The following is a 19,298-nucleotide window of genomic DNA, read 5'->3' on the forward strand; positions in this document are numbered from 1 at the left end:
CCCGGCTCGTGGCTCAGTCATCTGAAATTACATGATCGCGGACGGGCCGATTTTGGCCATCCACGTCCCCTGGGCAAAGAGCTCGCTGTCATTGTGAAACCCCAGTTTCATCATTGCATTGCGCTTATGCGTGCTGACAGTGCGGATATCCCGGTGGAGTGTTTGCGCGACCCGCGAAACGCTCAGACCGGAGAACAGATACGCGAGAACGTCCAGTTCACGGGCGGTGAGTGGCGTTGTCTGTCGGGCACCGGAGAGAATTTGCCGCGCACGCGGGCTTAACCACTGTGTTGCACCGGCCAGCACTTCGGTGACGCATTGTTCCAGCGCCAGCACGGGCTCATTTTTGAGCAGCAGGCCGTGCGCCCCGGACGATGCCAGAAGTTCGAGGATCCGGTGGTCACTGTAGTCCGTACAAATCACAATTTTCATGGCAGGACTGGACGCCACGATCTGGGAAAGCAGGCGTAACCCGTCGAGCACTGATTCCTTTTCACCGCAAATATCCATAATCAGCAACGCAGGGGGGGCGTCGGCGATTTTCTCCGGGATGGCGGCAAGCGACTGAACATAGGTAAAAGGTCCGGCGATCCCGGCGGATTCGACCAGCATTTTTTTCACGCCCAGCGCGGTGACCGGGCAGGCATCCATAATGAACGCCCCCTGCGGATAGGCGGCTGCGGCCGCAGAAATGAAGGCATGCTGATGAAATCTGACGCTGTTTAAACTGTTCATAATGTCTTCCTTGTATTTTCAGTGATCCTTTCCGTGCCCGATTGCACGAAACGAATTCCCTTCTGGTGAACAACATCCATTGTTCACCACTTTATGAGTGCCCTTTCCCGCCTGCCCCTCCGGTGACAGACGGGAAAGATGGCGATCTTACTGATAGGTAAAGTTGATTTGTGTCAGGCTCACCAGTGAGCCAGCGGTGACCTCGCCGCTCGTGGTGTAAGGCCGCGCGGCCAGCTCGTACACCGCACTTCTCTGCGCATCGACATCGGCGCTTAACTGACTGCCGGGCGCCAGTACCACCGTTTTATCGGCATCGGTGACCAGTTGCACGCCGACGTGGGTGGCCGTTCCGCTGTTGCTGTAAAGCGTCGCGTCTTCCTGCGCCGGGGTGCCGGTGAAATTAGCGATGACGCTGGAAACCGTCGCAGGGCAATTGTTCAGCCTGACTTCAAAGGATTTCCAGTCACCGCCCGCACCCGCCGTCGCCAGGTCCTTTTTGATAATGAGCTGACCAAAATCCACATCGCGGCTGACTGACGCGGTATCCACAATGCACGGGCTGCTGACGACTTTCCCGTTGATATTCAGATCTGCGGCGTTAGCTGTGGCCGCGCTGACCACCACTGCCAGCAGCAGAACGCCCTGAATACTTTTTATTGGCTTCATTGAATGTCTCCCATGACGGCCCGTGCCCGCCCGCCGTTACTGGTAGGTAAAGGTGGCCTGTACAGAACCGATGATCGTGCCTGGCATGACAGAACCGGCGGTCGTGTACGCACGGGCCTGCAACGGGTAGACCACTTCATGGGTGCTGGCATCAACATCTACCGCGTACGTCTCACCGTTACCGAGCTGCTTACCTGCCGTGTTTTGCAGTTCCACTTCTACGTTAGTCGCGGTGCCGGTATTGGCGTACAGTTTGGCGTTCGCCGTGGCAGGCGTACCGGCGAAAGTCGCGGTGCTGACGGTCGTGGTTGCCGGGCAGTTAATCAGCTTCAGATCAAACGTTTTCCATCCACCTGATTCGCCCGCGGTCGCCAGCGCCGTGGCTTCCAGCGTATCGAGCGTCACCTGCACCGGCGCACCGGCATTATCGACGGTACAGGCAGAGGCCACGACCGTGCCGTTAATGTTGATTTGTGTCGGATCCGCAAAGCTGCTCTGGCTCAGGCCAGCAAAAATGACCAGCGCCAGTGATGAAGTTTTCATAAGTCCTTTCATGTTATTTCCTGTTTTCACGTTAATAAAAGTCATGTTGAAAATTGCGTTTAGTGAACGTGCCGTGCGACGTTATTCGTAGATAAACGTCGCCAGCAACACACCGTTTATCGTTCCCGGCGTCACATTGCCGTTAACGGTATACGCGCGGGCCTGCAGGTCGAATTCAGTGCCACGGCTGGCCGCATCAATATTTTTCGTATACTGAACAGCGTTACCCAGACGCGTTCCCTCGCTGTTTTGCACTTCGATTTGCGCGTTTTCCGCCGTACCGGCATTGGCATACAACGTGTTGTCAGCGTCATCCTGCGTGCCGTTCATCGTCAGGGTCACCGTCGCGGTTGACGTCGGGCAGGCGGTCAGCGCGATGGAAAATGATTTCCATTCCGACGCTGCGCCCGGTGCCACCAGGCTGGCGGCCTGGATGTTTTGCCCCAGATCGACATTCAGCCCGCCAGCCGGCACGTTGATCGTGCACGGCGACGCCTTGATGTTGCCGGTAATATTCATGATGGTGTCGGCTTTCGCGACCTGTGAGGCCAGGACAAAAGCCGCGCCCAGCACCAGCGCCGTCACAATCTGCTGTTTATTCCGTTGAGAGTTCATCGTACTTATCTCCTTATCTTTCCTCTGTCAGTCACGCTGCGCTTCGGGCGCAGGCATTACTGTATTTCAGCGCGGATCGTGGCCGTTGCCGTGAAGTTCCCGGTATCTGGCATATTCCCCGTGGTGTTAAAGGGATATAAGTTGATTTCCGATGTTCCCACCTGAGACGTGTAATCCATGTTCAGCGGCAGGAAACCGCTCACAGGCGCAACAGTTGCCCCCGAAGCATTGAGGATCCGCACCGCCACATCGCCGTTTGTGGTCGCCAGCGCGGTCGGATCATTACCATCCGGCGTCCCCTGGAAGGAGAGACTGACCTGAACACCTTCGGAGATGTTGGTACAGGCGACGTTGAAAGCGACATTCTTCGGCGTGAAGTTTTTCGCCATCTCGCCTTTGGTGGATATATCCCCCGACATGATGTCGCCGAATGGCACGGTGATCACACCGCCGCCGTTGATCACGCAGGACTGCGGTACGGTGACCGTTCCGCTCATCCAGACCGTGGATACCGGCGTCGGGGACTGCGTCGTGGCATCGGTCGCGATATACACATCAACAATTTTCGTCAGAGGGATAGTCTGGACACCGACAAAAGGACGGCGGAAGTACAATGACACCGAGCCTCGGGACCCTGTAGCGTACGGGTATCTGTCGCAACTGGTCGCTGTATTGAGGTTGCTGCGCCCGTCAAAAGGCGTCGCGATAAAGTCATTCACCTTCCCGGCGATGTACACCTTACTGGCCACCGCGAGGTAATCGTTGATCGCGTAATAATTCAGCGTACCGTCGCTGTAAACCATGCCGGTGTCCGGTACTTTGGCGGTCGCGTATGCGCCGGTGTAGCTGCCGGTACAGGAACAGGTGACGTTATAGTTTCCGGTAAGGTTCCAGGTAAACGCGTCCGGCTTCACCATCCCGGCGGTGTTCTGTGCCGGGTCACTCAGCAGATAATCCATGCCGAAGTTATAGGTTTTGGTGCCGTCCGTTGGCTGACAGCTCGCCGCCTGGGCCGCGCTGCTCATCGCCCAGACCGACAGGCTGAAACAGACCAGCGCGCAGGTTTTTCCCCAGAAAGAGATACGGGGATGAATGATTTCAGACGCCATTTGTACGTTTTCCCTTTCCACTGACTGCTCAGGATGTTGATTATTCATTTCCGTATTTCCCCTCACCGGCAGGCTCCGTTAACCATCTGAATCCCCGAACCGGCAGGCTGCTCAGATAGGGTGTAATTCACCTGACACGCTTGTGACGCGCCGCTGCCCCATTTCACATCCAGCTTGCCCGCGTCGGCCAGACCGGAAAGATACACTTGCCCGCTGTCGCCCACGATGCTGCTGTTACCGTTTTTACCGGTGCTGTTGGTCGCCATTGCACCAAACGGAACCGGCTGGCCATCGGCACGGGTCAGGGTCATCAGGACACGCTGGCCGACGTTAGGGTCGAAGTCCGCACGCACCACTGCGCCGCGGGTCGGGATCACCGCCGTACTGGTCAGCGTCATATCGACGTCGTCCGGCAACGTTGCGGTATCGAGCGAAATCTGGTTGCGACGGTACGCCGTGGCATACGGCACCACCGCATAACCGCGCCAGTCGGTTTTAACACCGGTGTTGCTGGCAATGCTGACGCCATCCGCGCCCGGCGCTTTCACCAGAACAATGGTTTCGCTCAGCGGTTGCGATAACGTCACGCCGTTTTCATGCACCAGAATGCCGCCCTGCAGGCCGTAATCCATGCGACGCTGGCTGTTGTCGTAACCGTAACCGGCGTTAACTTCGCCATAACCGCCTTTGTAGTCCGCACTCGCGTACCCGTTGGAACCCTGCCCCTGGCTGCCATAACCCTGATTGATGCTGTAGTTCAGGTTGTTATCCGCCAGCGTGGTTCCGCTCAGGCCAACGTTTTGCGTGGTGTTGCCGTTCTTGCTGGTGTTGAGGTTGTACGTGGCATAACTGCCCGCCAGCCACTGACCCAGCGGCACGCTGATATTGACCGCGACAATCTGGTCGGTGTAATACGTGCGGTTACCGTTACTGTCAGTGCCGTTGCGGTTGTAGGTGTAGTTGAGGCCGTAAGAAACGCCTTTCCAGGTGTTGTTGTAACCCACACTGGCAGACTCGGTAGAACGGTTGTTATTCCAGTATTCTTCTTTCACCAGGCTCAGGGACATCGCACCGGCTTTTTCCCATAAGTTCTGGCTCAGCGTCAGTTCTGCGCGGCTCTTCTTATGATCGGAGTAATAGCCGTTGCCGCCGGAATAGCTTTCCAGCGCCTCTTTCAGGGTATAGAAGCCCTGCGTGGAATAACGGTAACTGGCCAGGCTGAAGTTCGTGCCCGATTCAACGAAGCTTTTACCGTAGCGCACACGGTAAGACTGACCGCTGTCTTTCGGGTTATCTTCCTGCTTGGTCCACGCCTGCGTCACGTCCGCCGACAAGGCGCCGATGGCCCCGAGGTTTTGCCCGAGCCCCATCGCCAGCGACTGATATTTACTCGCTGCCTGCAAACCGCCGTACACCGTTGCGCCGTGGGATAAACCATAAATGGCCGTGCCCTGCGTGAACGGCGTCTTCTCAACATCGCTGCTGTAAGAACGGTACTGACCGCTGGTGAAGCTGTATTTCAGATGGCCTTCACGCTGAAGCACCGGCACCGAGGCAAACGGCACGACCAGATTCTGCTCGCTGCCGTCGGCTTCTTTAATGGTTACGTTCAGGTCACCACTGCCCGCAGTCGGGTACAGGTCGGAAATCGCAAACGCCCCCGCGGGCACGTAGCTCTGGTAAATGACGTATCCGTTCTGGCGGATCGTGACCTGTGCGTTACTGCGCGCAATCCCGCGCACGACCGGCGAATAGCCTTTCATGCTGTCGGGCAACATGTCGTCATCCGTTGCCAGCTGAACCCCGCGGAATGGCACGGTATCAAAAACTTCCGTCGGTGAGTTGCTGTCACCAAGCGTCAGCTGGCTTTTGAGCACCTGAATATCGCGCTGCAAATACGTATTAATGGAATCCCAGTGATCGGTCCCTTTGCTGTCGCGGTTCCAGGTCGAATAGTTACGCAAACGCCAGGCACCCAGATTCGCGCCGGAACGCAGATTCAGGTAATAGGTATCGGAATTACGGGTGTCGCTGTTACGCGCTTCGGTATTCGCCCCGCTGAAGCTGTAGTTCATCAGGAACGCCGGAATACCCGAATCCCATTTGTCAGGAGACACGTAGCCGCGCGCCTGAGAATTGAGTGAGGCCTGAGGAATGCTCAGATCCAGCCGTTGCTGATCAAAACGCAGTGCCGCAGAAGACTGAGGGATTTCGCCGGTAAAGTTGGCGCACTCATCCGTGGCAGCAATGCCCGGATACATCCCCGTTCTGACGCCCATCTCTTTGAGCATTTCGGTGCTCAGACAAGGCTGAAGGCTCTTTTTGCCCGAGCTGTTTGTGACGAGTGAAAATACGACGTCTTTGGTATCGACCATCGAACCATTGAGATAAATATCAACGCGGTACGTGCCCGGTGGCTGCAAGTCCCCTTCTTCAAAAACAGAAAGATCGGCTTTTCCCTGTGCAGGGTTATCAATTTCCAGTAATGCCGGGTTGAAATATTCCGCCGCACTGGCCATTCCTGCACCGCCCATTAACATCGCGAACTGACAGGAAACCAGCCAGGCAATCCGGGAGCGTTTAAAGCCGGTCGAAGTCTTATTCTTCGGTTTTTTGTTCATTCGTATAATTCCATTTTTCAACGCAACCAGAATGACTGGTGCACCCTCCATCCCTTGTCCTGCCCGCACAGCAAAGCTTATCCGGCGACGGCGCAGATCAGAGTGTTGCCACTAACGGCTTGCTGGTACCGCCGTAGTCGTTAATGAACTGCCAGCTCAGTGCGCCGCCGTTCAATGCAGGAACGGCAAAGGTGGCGCTTGATTGCGGTGCAACCATCGTGGCTTCTTTCACGGCAGTGCCGTTAATCTTCACATTGAAGAAAGTGATGTAATGTGCAGAAGGGTTGGTCACCTGCAGGTTGTTACCGACGCGTTTCCAGGTCAGCGTTTTAGCGGCGTCTTCCAGCGAGTCCTTCACGGCCGCCGGGCGGTAAATCAGTTTGATGCGCGTTTTCACCGCAATTTGCAGGGTGTTTTCTTTTTTCTCAGCTGAAGGAATCGATTTAATGTTCAGCCAGTAGAGCGATTCTTTGTTGTCCGGCAAATTGCCGCCCGCGCGAACGACTCGCAGGATATTTTGCTGGTTGCCATCAAGACGGAACAAAGGTGGCGTGACGATAAAAGGTGCCTTTTCACCCTGCGCACCCGTTTCGGTCAGGGCGCCATCGACCCAGGACTGAATGAGATACGGCGTGTGATCCGGGTTACTGATATTGATCGACGCTTCTTTCTTTCCGCCGTCATAAATCAGACGTGTTCCGCCCACGACGATGCCTGCCTGCGCCGCAGACGCGAATGTCATTAATAGTGCTGCCACCGCTGTGACGCGCCATTTATTCATGGTGATTCAACCTGTCTTTGGGATTCATGTAGACCAAGGGTTCAAACAGACCAGAGGCTCTGGAGCCCCTGGTCTGACTTATCTGATCGCCAGGCGATCAGTAAGACTTATTGATAAACAACGGTGAACTGAGTCACGCCGTTTGCATCACCGACAGTTACAGCGTCAGTCAGGGAGATGTAACGTGCAGAGAAGTCCAGGTTGTTAGCGCCAGTGCTGACCAGCGGGTATACAGAGGAGTCTTCGTACAGTGGAACAACTTTGTTCTGGTTGTCAGAAATCTGGATACCTACGCCAGTCGCGGTAGTGTCGCCAGCGGTCAGTGCCAGAATGCTGTTATCACCAGAAACCTGGTTGCCGTCGAAACGTACGGTTGCACCAGTTACAGTGTCCGGGCAGTCAGTCAGAACCAGAGTGAACTTCTTAGGTGCAGCCAGGGTGCCTGCAACCGGGAAAGCTGTACGTGCGATATTGCCCAGGAAGACGTTCTGGTCTTTAGAAGCTGTATCAACAGTACAAGCTGCATCAGTGATGGTGCCGGTGAAGTTTACTGCGCCATCAGCTGCGAAAGCTGAAGAAGCAAAAGCGGAAGCAGCCATCAGGGCAACAACAAGAAGATTCTTTTTCACGATATTTTTCCTATTAACATATTGCTGTCGATACACCTTCAGGGTGTAATCGAATTGTTTTTGACAAAACCATCTGCCATTCCTTTATTTAGTTCATGGAGTTCCACTCCATTTAATAAAGCGTTTGATCAGGTTAACGTTCTAAACCAAACGATTCATTTTGAACTAAAGTGACTCCTTTGGTGACAACCACCAAAAAACCAATAACTGGCAGCCACTAAAACCAGATAATTTAATATTTACAGCTTTTTATTCTGGTTAAACTGAGAGATGTCGCAGACGTGAAATAGCCACAGCAACGGGATATAAGAAAAAACCGAGAGATGAAAATGGCGAGGAAATAGTTTTTACGACAGTAACTTATTGAAAAAACGTTAATTAATGTGAATTTTGGCGGGGAGGAATTTACAGTATTGACAGAGATTTACGCTCTCACTAGGATAGGCTCCAATTTAGTTCAAAATGACTCCATTGTAATAATTAATTACATGTTATTTACCACACTTCTTTAAACCGCTGAGCGTTGCTGGCGGTATATAAAACGGTGTTCTGAATATTCCGGTGACCTAAATAATCCTGGATTAACCGGGTATCTATTCCGCGATCGGCAAGCGCAAATCCGCAGCCATGTCTTAACATATGAGGATGGGCATTAATAGTGAGATTAGCGGCCTCACTATAATTACGAATTAACCAGTAAATTCTCTGCCGGGATAATTTCGCGCCACGGTTTGATAAAAACAACCAGTCTGAATCCGCGCCCCGATATTGCTGCCTTTTATTGAGCCAAAGCCGGAGAGATTTCCTTTCTCTCATATAAAGAGGATGAACCGTAGAAAAACCATTTTTTAAACGGTGGATATAAATATTGTTGCCCTCCATATCGATGTCGGACAGCCGCCAGTTGCTGATCTCACTGACCCGGCAGCCGTGGATAAAGCACATCCAGATCAGGCAATAATCACGCTCCGCGTGCCTGCCATGCAGCGTGGCCTCGAGCAGTTTCTCCACTTCGGACGGGGTCAAATATTTACGATTTTTCATAGTGCCTGTTCCTCTGTATGTTATCTGAGATAAGGTTATCGTTCACCCAACCCAACAAATAAAGTCTGTTAACATTTATTTGTTTTCAGGCTAATCCTTGCAAGTGAAAGGTTAACTTCTGCTCCTTGTTTAAATACCCAATGTCACTAATAAGACGCTCACACCTCCTGCAAAAAAATTAATAATGTTCAAAAAAACATCTAAAGCCGTTGCGCTATATATATGCGATTCGCTCACCTCACGAAATGTAAACCGATAATAAAAAGCCCCTGAAGCAGAGTATAGGTGAGGTTAGTTATATCATCATAAGGAAAATAACACAGGCGGAGTAAGTAAATAATAAACCGCACGGAAATATAAGGAATTTACCGGTCTTACCGATAGCTTTGAATGATTAATCGCTAAAAAACATCCTAAAAGCTGACATATTTGTCTGTTTTTTATCAGGTTTTATTGGCGAAAAAACCCTGTAAGCGGTAAGGAATTTTCTTAGCCTTATTCGGTGGTTTTTTCATCGTGTGAACATTTATTTTTCATTGTGCAAACAAAGGGGCAAACAAATGGCGGTAACTGATCACGCAGTGGCCAGAATGTGGCAAAGCAGAGGAAAAATCTGACGGAGAACGGCAAGACGAGGGCGGGGAAATCAAACAAAATCAGGACGCATAGCGTCCTGATTACACAGCGGAAAGAGGCGGGGAAAAACTCAGGCGGAAAGACCGCCGTCCAGAACCAGTGTCTGGCCGGTCATATAGGCACTGTCATCGCTGACCAGCCAGGATACGGCGCCAGCCACTTCTTCCGGCTGACCAAAACGTTTGAGCGGAATCGTTTTACGGATCCCCGACAGCACGTCTTTCGGCACGGCATCGAGAATTTCCGTGCGGATATACCCCGGCAACAGGCAGTTAACCCGCACGCCAAAACGCCCCAGTTCGATGGAAAGCGTCCGGCTGACGCCGATCATCGCGGCTTTGGTGGCGGCATACGCCGTCTGGCCGCTGTTGCCTTTAATGCCGGTGACGGATGACATCATCACCACCGAGCCGCCGCCCTGCAACATCATCGGTTCCAGTAATTGCTGGTTCCAGTAGAAGATGGCATTCAGGTTGGTATCCATCACTTTGTGCCAGTTTTCGCTGGTCTGATGAATATGCAACGCATCGAGCGTAATCCCGGCATTGTGAACCACCGCATGCGGCGCGCCCAGACGCGCCAGCAGCTCAGCGGACAACGCCGCCACCGCCGGTTCATCGCGGCCATCACACTGATGCCCTTCTACCGAACCCGGCAATCCGGCACACGCCTGTTCCAGCTCATCGCTTTCCTTCTGGCTGTTCTGCCAGGTGAAAACGACATTCCAGTCTTTTGCCAGCCGCATCACCGTGGCACGACCGATGCCACGGCTTCCGCCGGTCACGAGGATCCATTTATCCTGCATGGCTTATTTACTGTTATCGCTGAGGTACTGGCACAATTCACGCAGCGAAATTTGCGGATTATTGACGAACAATTCGGCTTCCACCGACACGCCAAATTCCTTTTTCGCCAGCACCATCAGCTCAACATAATCCAGACTGTCCAGCTTGAGCTGGTGAAGCGGTGAGTCAGGCGTTAAGGCATCAGGTTCCAGGTCTTTCGCATCGCACAGCATCTCGCTGACTTTTTCATAAACTTCATCGTATTGAGCCATTTTTTAGTCCTTTAATATCATTATGTTGGTGTGTGTTTTTTTAAAATTGAATCTTGAATTAATATTTTTATTCAGGCTTTCAGCGGCCCGGTTTTGAGCGTGACGGTCACCGTCATGAGCGGTTCATCGCCGCGCCATGCCTGGAGACTGGCGAGCAAAATCAGCCCCGAATGCTTAACGCCGGTCACCAGCGTCGGCAGCACGGCGTAATCAAAAGCTTCGCAGCACGCCGTTTCTGTGCCCGCCGCCAGCAACGAACGTGAAAAACGGGTCTCATGATGCGTTTGCACCACCTGAACCTGGCTGAAAACCTCGCTCAGGCAGGTTGCCCTGACTTCCGGCAAAATGCTGCGCACGGTGTCGAGCGTGCCGGACGACTGAACCAGCTGGCGAAACAGCACCGCGTCCATAAAATTCCAGACCGCCACCGGTTTTTCCCCGTGCGGGAAATCCTGATAAAACGACCTCAGGGTTTGCGCAGAAAGTGAAAACGTCTGCGCCACCGGCGCTAAATTTACGCCACCGGTGCCGGTCAGTTTGCTGCTGATACTGGCCTGCGCGGAGGCCTCTTTGCCCAGCAGGTTGCCGCTTATCTGCATGTGTCCGCGGCGCACCGTTTCACTCAGCGCCAGCTGGTACGGCTCATCGCAAAGCACCGGTTCGCGCAGGCGGCTGACGAAACTGAAACCGTCCGCGCCGGACGCGTCGTTTTCCATCCGGGCGCTCAGCGCCGTTTTGATATCGAGCATTGCGCGCATGCCGTGAACGCATAAACCGTCCAGCCCCAGCCGTTTCGCTTCGGCGTGATCAAAATGAATCGGGTTGTAATCACCGGAAAACTTCGCCCACGTTTCGGCATCGCGCAGGCTGTAAATAAACGACATTATTGCCCCCGGCTGATCACCAGCGCCGCGTTCGCCCCGCCAAAACCAAAGCTCAGGTTCAGGGTGGTACTAATCTGCGCCGGACGGTGCTGGTTCGGGATGTAATCCAGATCGCACGCCGGATCCGGGTTATTCAGATTGCAGGTCGCCGGCATAATCTGGTGCGCCAGCGCCTGGAGGCAGACGATGGTTTCAAAACTGCCCGCCGCGCCAATCAGGTGACCGGTATAGGATTTGGTGCTCGAACACGGCGTGGCGTAAGCCACTTCATCGCCCAGCGCCATTTTGATCGCTTCGGTTTCGTTGAGATCGTTAAGCGGCGTGGACGTACCGTGCGCGTTGATGTAATCGAGCTGACTGGCCGCGATGCCCGCCTGATCCAGCGCATGACGGATGGTCTGTACCCGCGCAATTTTGTCAGCTGCCGGTGCGGTAAAGTCAAAGGCGTCGGAGAAATTCCCGTATCCGCAAATCTCGCCGAGGATAGTCGCGCCCCGCGCCAGCGCGGTTTCGCGATCTTCCAGACACAGCACCGCCGCGCCTTCGCTGAGCACAAACCCATTGCGGTCGAGGCTGAACGGGCAGCAGGCACGAGTGATTTCTTCCTGTTCACTGGCCAGCGCGCCAAGCACGTCGATATTCCAGACCGCCGAATCCGAGCGCAGCGATTCCCCCGCCCCGGCGAGCATCATTTTCGCCCGCCCGTTGCGGATCAGTTCAAACGCATCGCCGACCGCCATGGTGCCAGTGGCACAGGCCGCGATGGTCGTATTCTGATAGCCACGCAGCCCCCACAGCAGGCTGACCGCCGCCGTGGCAGAGCTTGGCATCGAGAAAAAACAGCCAAACGGCGAACCCATTCCGGTACGCAGAAAATCGTCGTAATGCACCTGCGTTTCATCCTGCCCCGCCCAGCCGGTGCCCATAATTGCGCCGCAGTCCAGCAGGTCATAATGCTGTTCCGGATGTTCATCACCGAAGGCCATTTTCATGGCTTCCTGCGCCGACGCGAGTGTCAGGCGGGCATAACGCGGCAGGCGACGGCGGATGGCCGCCGGTACATTTTTTAATACCGGCTCGTTTTCAATCAGCCCGTAGAAGCGCGATTTGATTCCGGCCGCCGATTTGTCGCAGTACTGATAACCCGGTTTGTACGCCATGATCGCCGCCCAGCTTTCTGCGGCATTCATGCCCAGCGGCGTGACGGCGCCGTAACCGGTCACCACGACCCGACGCGGGGCGTTAGCGCGTTCAGACAGTTCCTTTTCCATCACTTATCCTTTCTGATCCATTGTGTTGTCTTCCCCGCCGCCCAGCGCCAGCCAGAGTTTCATGGTGGAGTAGAGATAATTGTATTGGGTGGTGATCAGCGTGTTTTCGCTGTCCAGCAGCGAATCCTGCGCATCCAGTAATGTCTGGAAAGTCACCGATCCGTTGCGGTACTGGCTGTCCACCAGCGTCAGCCGCTGGCGGCTCAGTTCCAGATTCTGCAACTGACTCTGCTTTTGCTGCTGATACGTCTGGCGTTGTGACTGCGCGTTATCCACATCCTGCAGCGCGCTGTAAACGGTGCTGCGGAACTGGATTGCGGCGGTCTGCACATCCAGCCCGGACTGTTCCACCGTCATCTGCACTTTGTTCCACTGGATAAACGGCAAATCGAGCGCCGTGCCCAGCGTGCGTGCCGGATTGCTGAACCACTGGCCGAACACCGCCGCACCCGCATTCAGCGAACCGTTCAGGGTAAGCGACGGATAAAAGCTCAGCCGCGAAACGTCAGAACCCGCCAGCGCGGCGCGTAAATTCATTTCGGATGACTGCACATCCGGCCTTCTGGCGATCACCTCAACCGGCAAACGGCTGGCGACCGGTACGGTCTGGTGGAAATCCAGCGAGCGGCGTTCAGCGGCAAACTGTCCCACGGGGCGGTTAAGCAAAATCGCCAACGCAATGCGCGACTCTTCGCGCTGCCGGATCAGATCCCGCAGGCTGTTTTCCCGCGTCAGTACCGTTTGCTGCGACTGCAAATAATCCAGCTGACCGAGATCGCCCGCACTGAAACGGGAGGTGACCATCTTCAGCGTCTCCTGCGCGATCGTCAGGCTCTGCTGTAATGTCGTGATCTGCTGATTCAGGCTGGCAATCTGCCAGTAAAGCTGCGCCGTGTTGCCAATAAGCGTCAGCGCGGTCGCCTGCAAGTCTTCGGCAGACGCTTTCGCCAGCCAGTCCGATTGCTCCCGGGTGCGCGCCAATTTTCCCCACAAATCGAGCTCATATGACGCCGACAGCCCGTTGTCGTAACTTTCCACCGGCGTGGTGGACTTGCGCATATTTTTGGTGTTGCTGGCCGACGCGTTCGCCGTGAAATCTGGCGTCAGATTGGTATCCGACAATCCGGCAGCCAGCCGCGCCTGTTTAAGTTTGATCCCGGCAAGCGCCAGATCGTTATTACTTTGCAGTGCGGCATTGATCACCCGCGACAGCTGCGGGTCGTCAAAGTTATCCCACCAGTGCGGCGTGAACTTCGCGTAGGCAGAACCCGTTTCCTGAAAGCGCCAGGCGTCAGGCACAGAGAGCATCGGCCTCTGGTAATCGCTTTTAAGCAGTTGCCCGCAGCCGCTCAGCATCAGCGTGACGGCGATAAGAGTCAGTTTGTTCATTCGCGAGCCAGCGCCTCCGTCGGGTGCAGACGGGCAGCATTCCGCGCCGGGAAAAAGCCGAACCCCAGCCCGATAAGCGCGGAGAATCCGCAAGCCAGCAAAATAGGCGGCCAGGTGAAAATCATGGTGAATTCCTGCGTAACCTGAGAAAAAATCAGCCCGGCGAGGCCGGAACCGGCAATACCAATCAGCCCGCCGAGCGTACAAATCACCATCGCCTCAATCAGGAATTGCCGCATGATGTCCGCCGGGCGTGCGCCCACGGAAAGGCGGATACCAATTTCATGCGTACGCTCGGTGACCGACACCAGCATGATATTCATCACCCCGACGCCGCCGACCAGCAGGGAAATCCCGGCAATGGCGGTGATCAGCAGTGTCATGGATTCCGACGTTTTGCGGATCGTTTTGGTCATCTGATCGTTGGTCATCGTGAAGAAATCGCGTTTCCCGTGCGCCGAATCCAGCAACCGCTCAACGTCTTTCTGCGCATCCTCAATCGGGAAATTGTCGGCAATGCGCAGCGTGATGGATTGCAGCGGCGTATCCCCGGACATGCGTTCCATCAGTGACGTATAAGGGATCCACGAACTCAGCTGCTCGCCGATGTATTTCGGCCCTTTTCTGTCCGCCACGCCAATCACGCGGTAAGGCACGCCGGAAAGCTGAACGATCTCGCCCATCGGATCTTCGCCGCCGGGAAACAGCGTGCTGCGCACACTCTGATCGATGATGACGACCGGTTCGCGGTCGTCGAGATCACGGCGGGTAAAATGGTTTCCCGACGCAAAATTCAGCCCCTGCACGCGGAAAAATCCGTTGCTGACACCGGACAGCGAAACCAGCACCTGCCGACCGCCGCGTATCGCGATGACCGTTTTACTGACCACCGGCGACAGACTGTCGATAAAAGGCTGACGGCCAAGCAGTTCAACGTCGTCCAGCGTCAGCGAGCGTTCAAAATCCGGACGCGGTTTATCCCAGCCCAGACCGGGCTGAATTTCGATGGTGCTGGTGCCGAGCTGGCTGATCTGACTCAGAATGCTCTGCCGGGCGCCCTCGCCGACCGCCATGGAAGAGACCACCGATGAGATGCCGATAATAATGCCCAGCATGGACAAGAATGCGCGGACGCGGTGTCCGAGCAGCGATCGCCACGCCATGCGCACGGCTTCTTTGATGCCCTGCCAGGCCGGAGAACGGCCCGTTGCGGTGGTCGCCGGTAAGCCCTGCGGCTGCCCCTGTTCCGCCACCGGATTTTCGCTGTCGGCAATAATCGCCCCGTCGTGGATCTCCACAATGCGCTGGCACTGGCTGGCGATATTGCGGTCGTGCGTCACGATGATGATGGTATGCCCGGCCTGATGCAGACCGTGCAAAATCGCCATCAGTTCCTGCCCGCTGCTGCTGTCCAGCGCGCCCGTCGGTTCATCCGCGAGAATAATCTGCGCGCCGTTCATCAGTGCACGGGCAATACTCACGCGCTGCTGCTGGCCGCCGGAAAGTTGCGCCGGACGGTAATCCAGGCGGCTGCCCAGCCCGAGGCGCGTCAGCAAATGTGTCGCGCGACTCTCACGTTCAGCCGCAGGCATATCGGTGTAAAGCGCCGGTATGGCGACGTTTTCCGTTGCCGTCAGATACGGCATCAGGTGATAACGCTGGAAAATAAAACCGATGTACTGACTGCGCAGCTGCGCCAGCTGTTCGTTGCTGGCCACACCCGTCGGCACATCCATAATGCGCATGCTGCCTTCTGACGGCTTATCCAGGCAGCCCAGAATGTTCATCAGCGTGGATTTACCGGAACCCGATGCGCCGATGATGGCCAGCATTTCCCCGGCATGCACGCGCAGGGAAATGTCTTTGAGCACGGTAACGGCGGCATTTCCTGAGCCAAAATGCCGGTAAATATGCTCAAGCTCGATTAACGGAGAATCAGCCATTGACGGCTCCTGAACTGCCCTGCAACGACACGACGCGCTCGCCTTCCTTCAGCCCTTCTTTAACTTCCGCAAACTGGCGGTCATTAATCCCGACGCGGATCAGGCGTTGTTCAACGGTTTTCCCGTTCAGGACCTGCACCAGATACTGGTCTTTACCCTGCGGCTCACCGAGCGCGACAACCGGCAGACGCAGCACGTTTCTGGCCTGTTCGGTGACAATAAACACCTGCGCGGTCATCGATGTCCGCAGCACATGGTCGTGATTTGGCACACTGAAAACGCCGTTGTAATAGACGGCAGACGGCTGCTGGGATGACGTCGTGCTGGCGGTATCGTCCTGCAAAGCGTCATTCGGTGCGTCCTGCAAGGTACCCATCACACTTTCATAACGATGTTTCGGATCTGCCACCACGTAGAACCACAGCGGTTGCCCGGCGTGAACTTTCAGAATGTCCGTTTCTGAAATACGGGTCTGCACGGTCATGGTATCGACATTCGCCAGCACCAGAATGGTCGGCGCGGTTTGTGAGGACACCACGGTTTGCCCTTCCTTGGTGACAATACCCAGAACCTGGCCGTCGACCGGCGCGAGGATCCGCGTATAGCCCAGATTGGCTTTCGCCGTTTCCAGCGACATCTGCGCCTGCACAATCTGCGCTTCATTCACCTTGACCTGCGCCACCTGCGTATCGACTTTCGCCTGCGCCTGCTCCAGCGTGCTGCGGATCCCGGAACCTTCACTGTCCATCTTCCGCTGGCGTTTCAGTTCCAGCTGGTATTGCTTGAGGGTAAAAAGTGACGCCTGTTTCTGCGCCACGGCGCTGTCGAGTTCGGCTTCGGATTTACGCAGTTCGCTTTGCTGTAAGGTCGGGTCGATTTCGGCCAGCAGCTGGCCTTTCGTCACCTTGTCACCGGCACGGACGTACAGTTTTTTAAGCTGCCCGTTAACCTGCGCACCCACGTTGACCTGCACGGACGGTTTGAGGATGCCGGTCGCCAGCACCGTTTTTTCGATGTCGCCGCGGCTGACTTCTTCCGTCACCAGCGGAACTTCGGTGCGGTTCAGCGCCTGCCAGAGCAGGAAACCGGCGACGACCAGAACAATCACCAGCGCGCCAAGCAGCGCAAAAACCGCCCTGCGTTTTCTGACCGGCAGCGCATTTATTTTTTTTAATCCGGACATCACGCCTCGTCTCCCTGAGCGATTCGGTGGCTGCCCGCTGCGGCACCGTAAGATTCCACGCGACGCTGGTCCATCCGGCAAATGCGGTCAAACATCGTCAGGGTGGTTTCGCTGTGCGTGACGGTAATGAGCGTTTTCTGATACTGGCGGCAATGTTCAATCAGGGTATGCATGACCTGCAACGCGGTCACTTCATCCAGGTTCGCGGTCGGTTCGTCCAGCACCAGCACCGGACAATCGCTGTACATCGCACGCGCCAGCATCAGGCGCTGACGCTGGCCGAGGGATAACGCCGGATGACTTTCGCGGATCAGCGCATTTTGTTTCCCCGGCAGACGGTCAATGACGTCCGTCAGGTTCAGCCCCTGAAAAGCCTGATCAACGCGCAGCTGTTTTTGTGCGTCAAAATGCGGGTCAAACAGCGTGATGTTTTGAACCACCGAGGCATTGAACAGGATGTCCTCCTGGCTTTGCAGGAAGAACAGTTTCTGCGCCTGACGGCTGCTCACCCGCTGACCGTCTGCCAGAATTTCGCCTGACTGCGGTTCAATCAGCCCGGTGATCACTTTCAGCAACGTGCTTTTGCCCGCGCCGCTTTGCCCGACGATCGCCAGCGCTTCGCCGCGACGCAGCACCATCGACAGGTTTTCCAGCACCGGTTTGCCGGGTTCATAGGCAAAGCAGATATCACGATAGGTCAGTTGCTGATTGAAATGCGCCACCGGCGGCAGCGTCTCGCCGTGTCCTTCTTCGCTGACCGGCGCGGACGGGAACAGATCCTTCGCGCGGGTATCGATGACGTGCAGCTGATTTTTCTGCAAAACGGAGAAGAAAATCTGCGTGATGTACGCGGTAAAAATCTGGCGCACAAAGCTGTAGGCGAAAAACTCACCGAGAGAAATCAGGTTATCTTTCAGCAGCGGCAGCGCCAGCAGCATGAAAAACACCATCTCCAGACTGCCGATCAGCTGATACAGACTGCTTTTGACCTGCTCGTAAACGTTCTGCTTCTGGCGGCAGTCAAACAGCGAAAGCGCGTATCCGGCAAAAACGCCCTGGCGCTGGCTGCTCAGCCCTGCCGATTTTATCGTGGCAAAACCCTGGATGGTTTCGAGCAGGAAATCACTCTGCTCGGCGCTTTTTACCTGAATTTGCTGGGTGTAAAAACGATCGCGGAAAATCGCCCAGACGCTGACCAGCCCCATCAGGGTGACGCCCGCGGCAGAAATGGCGGCCAGCATCGGGCTGATGTAACACATCACACCGAGCGCAATGGCGCCGACAATCCAGTTCACACGCAGGCCGTTGTCCAGCTCGATTTTTCGGGCGGCGGCCAGTTGCCAGTTAGAGAAACGGCTGTAGATTTCGCCGGGGCTGCGTTTCTCAAAATAGGCCAGGGAATTCGTCATCAGACGCGCAAAACCGCTGACACTTTGCATCACCACGAAGCGCTTGATGAACCGCTCGGTCACGCTGCGCACGGCAAAAGCCAGCAGCGTGGAAATCACGAAGGCCAGCAGATAGTAGAAGTATGGGAAATCGGTTTTCCCGCCGGACGAGAAGACATTATTGATGGCGCTGCTGACCATCACCGGCATGATAAACAGCGTCAGGGAGACCAGAAATGCCAGCATCATCAGGCTGTAAATGCCCGGAATACCTGCGGTTTCTTTCAGGCTCATGCATTCAAGCGCACGGAAACGGCGGGTTTTCTTCACCTTTTCAGGAACGGGTTTTGCCGTTGCGGCGTCTTTATCGAGCACCAGCGCATAGCCGCTGATCTCTGATTTCAGCGCCGCCACCGGCAACAGCTGTTCGCCAATCGCCGGGTTCATCACGCAGACATAACTGCCCTGCCGGTAAGCCAGCAAAACATAGTGACTCGCGCCGTAGTGTAAAATCGCCGGCAGCGGCAGTTCGGACAACTCTTCCAGATCGAACGCGACAGGATACGCAGGGATCGACAGCTCATTTAAAATGTCGCAAAGCGTGGACAGCGCGGTGCCGTGGGCCGAGGCGGGGAAACGTTCACGCAGCGCATCGAGCGGCGCGTCAATGCCCTGCGTTTCGGCCAGCATGGAAATACAGGCCAGCGCACATTCATTGGTTTCAGCCTGATAAACCAGTCTGGGAATAATATTATCCATAAACAAACGACCTCAACATCCTATTCTTATCAGTAATATCCCTGC

General features: G+C 55.3%; 17 protein-coding genes. All 17 read right to left on the reverse strand.

The genetic code is table 11. The features are described 5' to 3' along the window. Positions 1-27: 27 nt before the first annotated feature. The 17 genes from IV433_RS12385 to IV433_RS12465 all read right to left on the reverse strand — a co-directional run bounded on the left by IV433_RS12385 (position 28) and on the right by IV433_RS12465 (position 19,253). Positions 28-735 carry a response regulator transcription factor gene (locus tag IV433_RS12385; protein ID WP_229893361.1) on the reverse strand — a complete coding sequence of 236 codons (708 nt, stop codon included), beginning with the start codon at positions 733-735 and terminating at the stop codon, positions 28-30. A 147-nt stretch (positions 736-882) separates the two neighbouring features. Further along, entirely contained in the window at positions 883-1,401 is a 519-nt protein-coding gene (locus IV433_RS12390; RefSeq protein WP_195814600.1) for a fimbrial protein, read from the reverse strand. Between the two features lie 36 nt (positions 1,402-1,437). Next, positions 1,438-1,956, reverse strand: coding sequence for a fimbrial protein (locus IV433_RS12395; protein WP_195814599.1), 519 nt, complete (start codon positions 1,954-1,956; stop codon positions 1,438-1,440). 69 nt (positions 1,957-2,025) lie between these two features. Beyond that, positions 2,026-2,559: a fimbrial protein gene (locus IV433_RS12400; RefSeq protein ID WP_195814598.1), complete on the reverse strand. Its 534-nt coding sequence runs from the start codon at positions 2,557-2,559 to the stop codon at positions 2,026-2,028. 56 nt (positions 2,560-2,615) lie between these two features. After that, complete coding sequence (locus tag IV433_RS12405; RefSeq protein ID WP_229893362.1) at positions 2,616-3,716, reverse strand: fimbrial protein; 1,101 nt, start codon at positions 3,714-3,716, stop codon at positions 2,616-2,618. 14 nt (positions 3,717-3,730) lie between these two features. After that, positions 3,731-6,289 carry a fimbria/pilus outer membrane usher protein gene (locus IV433_RS12410; RefSeq protein WP_195814597.1) on the reverse strand — a complete coding sequence of 853 codons (2,559 nt, stop codon included), beginning with the start codon at positions 6,287-6,289 and terminating at the stop codon, positions 3,731-3,733. A gap of 97 nt (positions 6,290-6,386) precedes the next feature. Further along, positions 6,387-7,070, reverse strand: coding sequence for a fimbrial biogenesis chaperone (locus IV433_RS12415; protein ID WP_195814596.1), 684 nt, complete (start codon positions 7,068-7,070; stop codon positions 6,387-6,389). A 107-nt stretch (positions 7,071-7,177) separates the two neighbouring features. Then, positions 7,178-7,699: a fimbrial protein gene (locus tag IV433_RS12420; protein ID WP_152325878.1), complete on the reverse strand. Its 522-nt coding sequence runs from the start codon at positions 7,697-7,699 to the stop codon at positions 7,178-7,180. A gap of 495 nt (positions 7,700-8,194) precedes the next feature. Further along, on the reverse strand, positions 8,195-8,743 hold the full coding sequence (locus tag IV433_RS12425) for a tyrosine-type DNA invertase (protein WP_195814595.1): 549 nt from the start codon (positions 8,741-8,743) through the stop codon (positions 8,195-8,197). 706 nt (positions 8,744-9,449) lie between these two features. Further along, complete coding sequence (locus tag IV433_RS12430; RefSeq protein ID WP_195814594.1) at positions 9,450-10,184, reverse strand: SDR family NAD(P)-dependent oxidoreductase; 735 nt, start codon at positions 10,182-10,184, stop codon at positions 9,450-9,452. Positions 10,185-10,187: 3 nt separating this feature from the next. Then, complete coding sequence (locus IV433_RS12435; RefSeq protein WP_195814593.1) at positions 10,188-10,436, reverse strand: acyl carrier protein; 249 nt, start codon at positions 10,434-10,436, stop codon at positions 10,188-10,190. 71 nt (positions 10,437-10,507) lie between these two features. Beyond that, positions 10,508-11,320, reverse strand: coding sequence for a MaoC/PaaZ C-terminal domain-containing protein (locus IV433_RS12440; RefSeq protein ID WP_195814592.1), 813 nt, complete (start codon positions 11,318-11,320; stop codon positions 10,508-10,510). After that, entirely contained in the window at positions 11,320-12,591 is a 1,272-nt protein-coding gene (locus IV433_RS12445) for a beta-ketoacyl-[acyl-carrier-protein] synthase family protein (protein WP_195814591.1), read from the reverse strand. Before IV433_RS12445 ends, IV433_RS12440 begins: the two co-directional genes overlap by 1 nt. Positions 12,592-12,594: 3 nt before the next feature. Next, entirely contained in the window at positions 12,595-13,980 is a 1,386-nt protein-coding gene (locus tag IV433_RS12450) for a TolC family protein (protein ID WP_195814590.1), read from the reverse strand. After that, positions 13,977-15,923: a MacB family efflux pump subunit gene (locus IV433_RS12455; protein ID WP_195814589.1), complete on the reverse strand. Its 1,947-nt coding sequence runs from the start codon at positions 15,921-15,923 to the stop codon at positions 13,977-13,979. The genes IV433_RS12450 and IV433_RS12455 overlap by 4 nt, the downstream gene beginning before the upstream one ends. Beyond that, positions 15,916-17,106 (reverse strand): efflux RND transporter periplasmic adaptor subunit, encoded by a 1,191-nt coding sequence (locus IV433_RS12460; protein ID WP_195814588.1) that lies wholly within the window; start codon positions 17,104-17,106, stop codon positions 15,916-15,918. Before IV433_RS12460 ends, IV433_RS12455 begins: the two co-directional genes overlap by 8 nt. Then, on the reverse strand, positions 17,106-19,253 hold the full coding sequence (locus IV433_RS12465; RefSeq protein ID WP_195814587.1) for a peptidase domain-containing ABC transporter: 2,148 nt from the start codon (positions 19,251-19,253) through the stop codon (positions 17,106-17,108). The genes IV433_RS12460 and IV433_RS12465 overlap by 1 nt, the downstream gene beginning before the upstream one ends. Positions 19,254-19,298 lie beyond the last annotated feature (45 nt).

The sequence above is a fragment of the Rahnella laticis genome (genome assembly GCF_015644585.1).
Classification (GTDB): Bacteria; Pseudomonadota; Gammaproteobacteria; order Enterobacterales; family Enterobacteriaceae; genus Rahnella; species Rahnella laticis.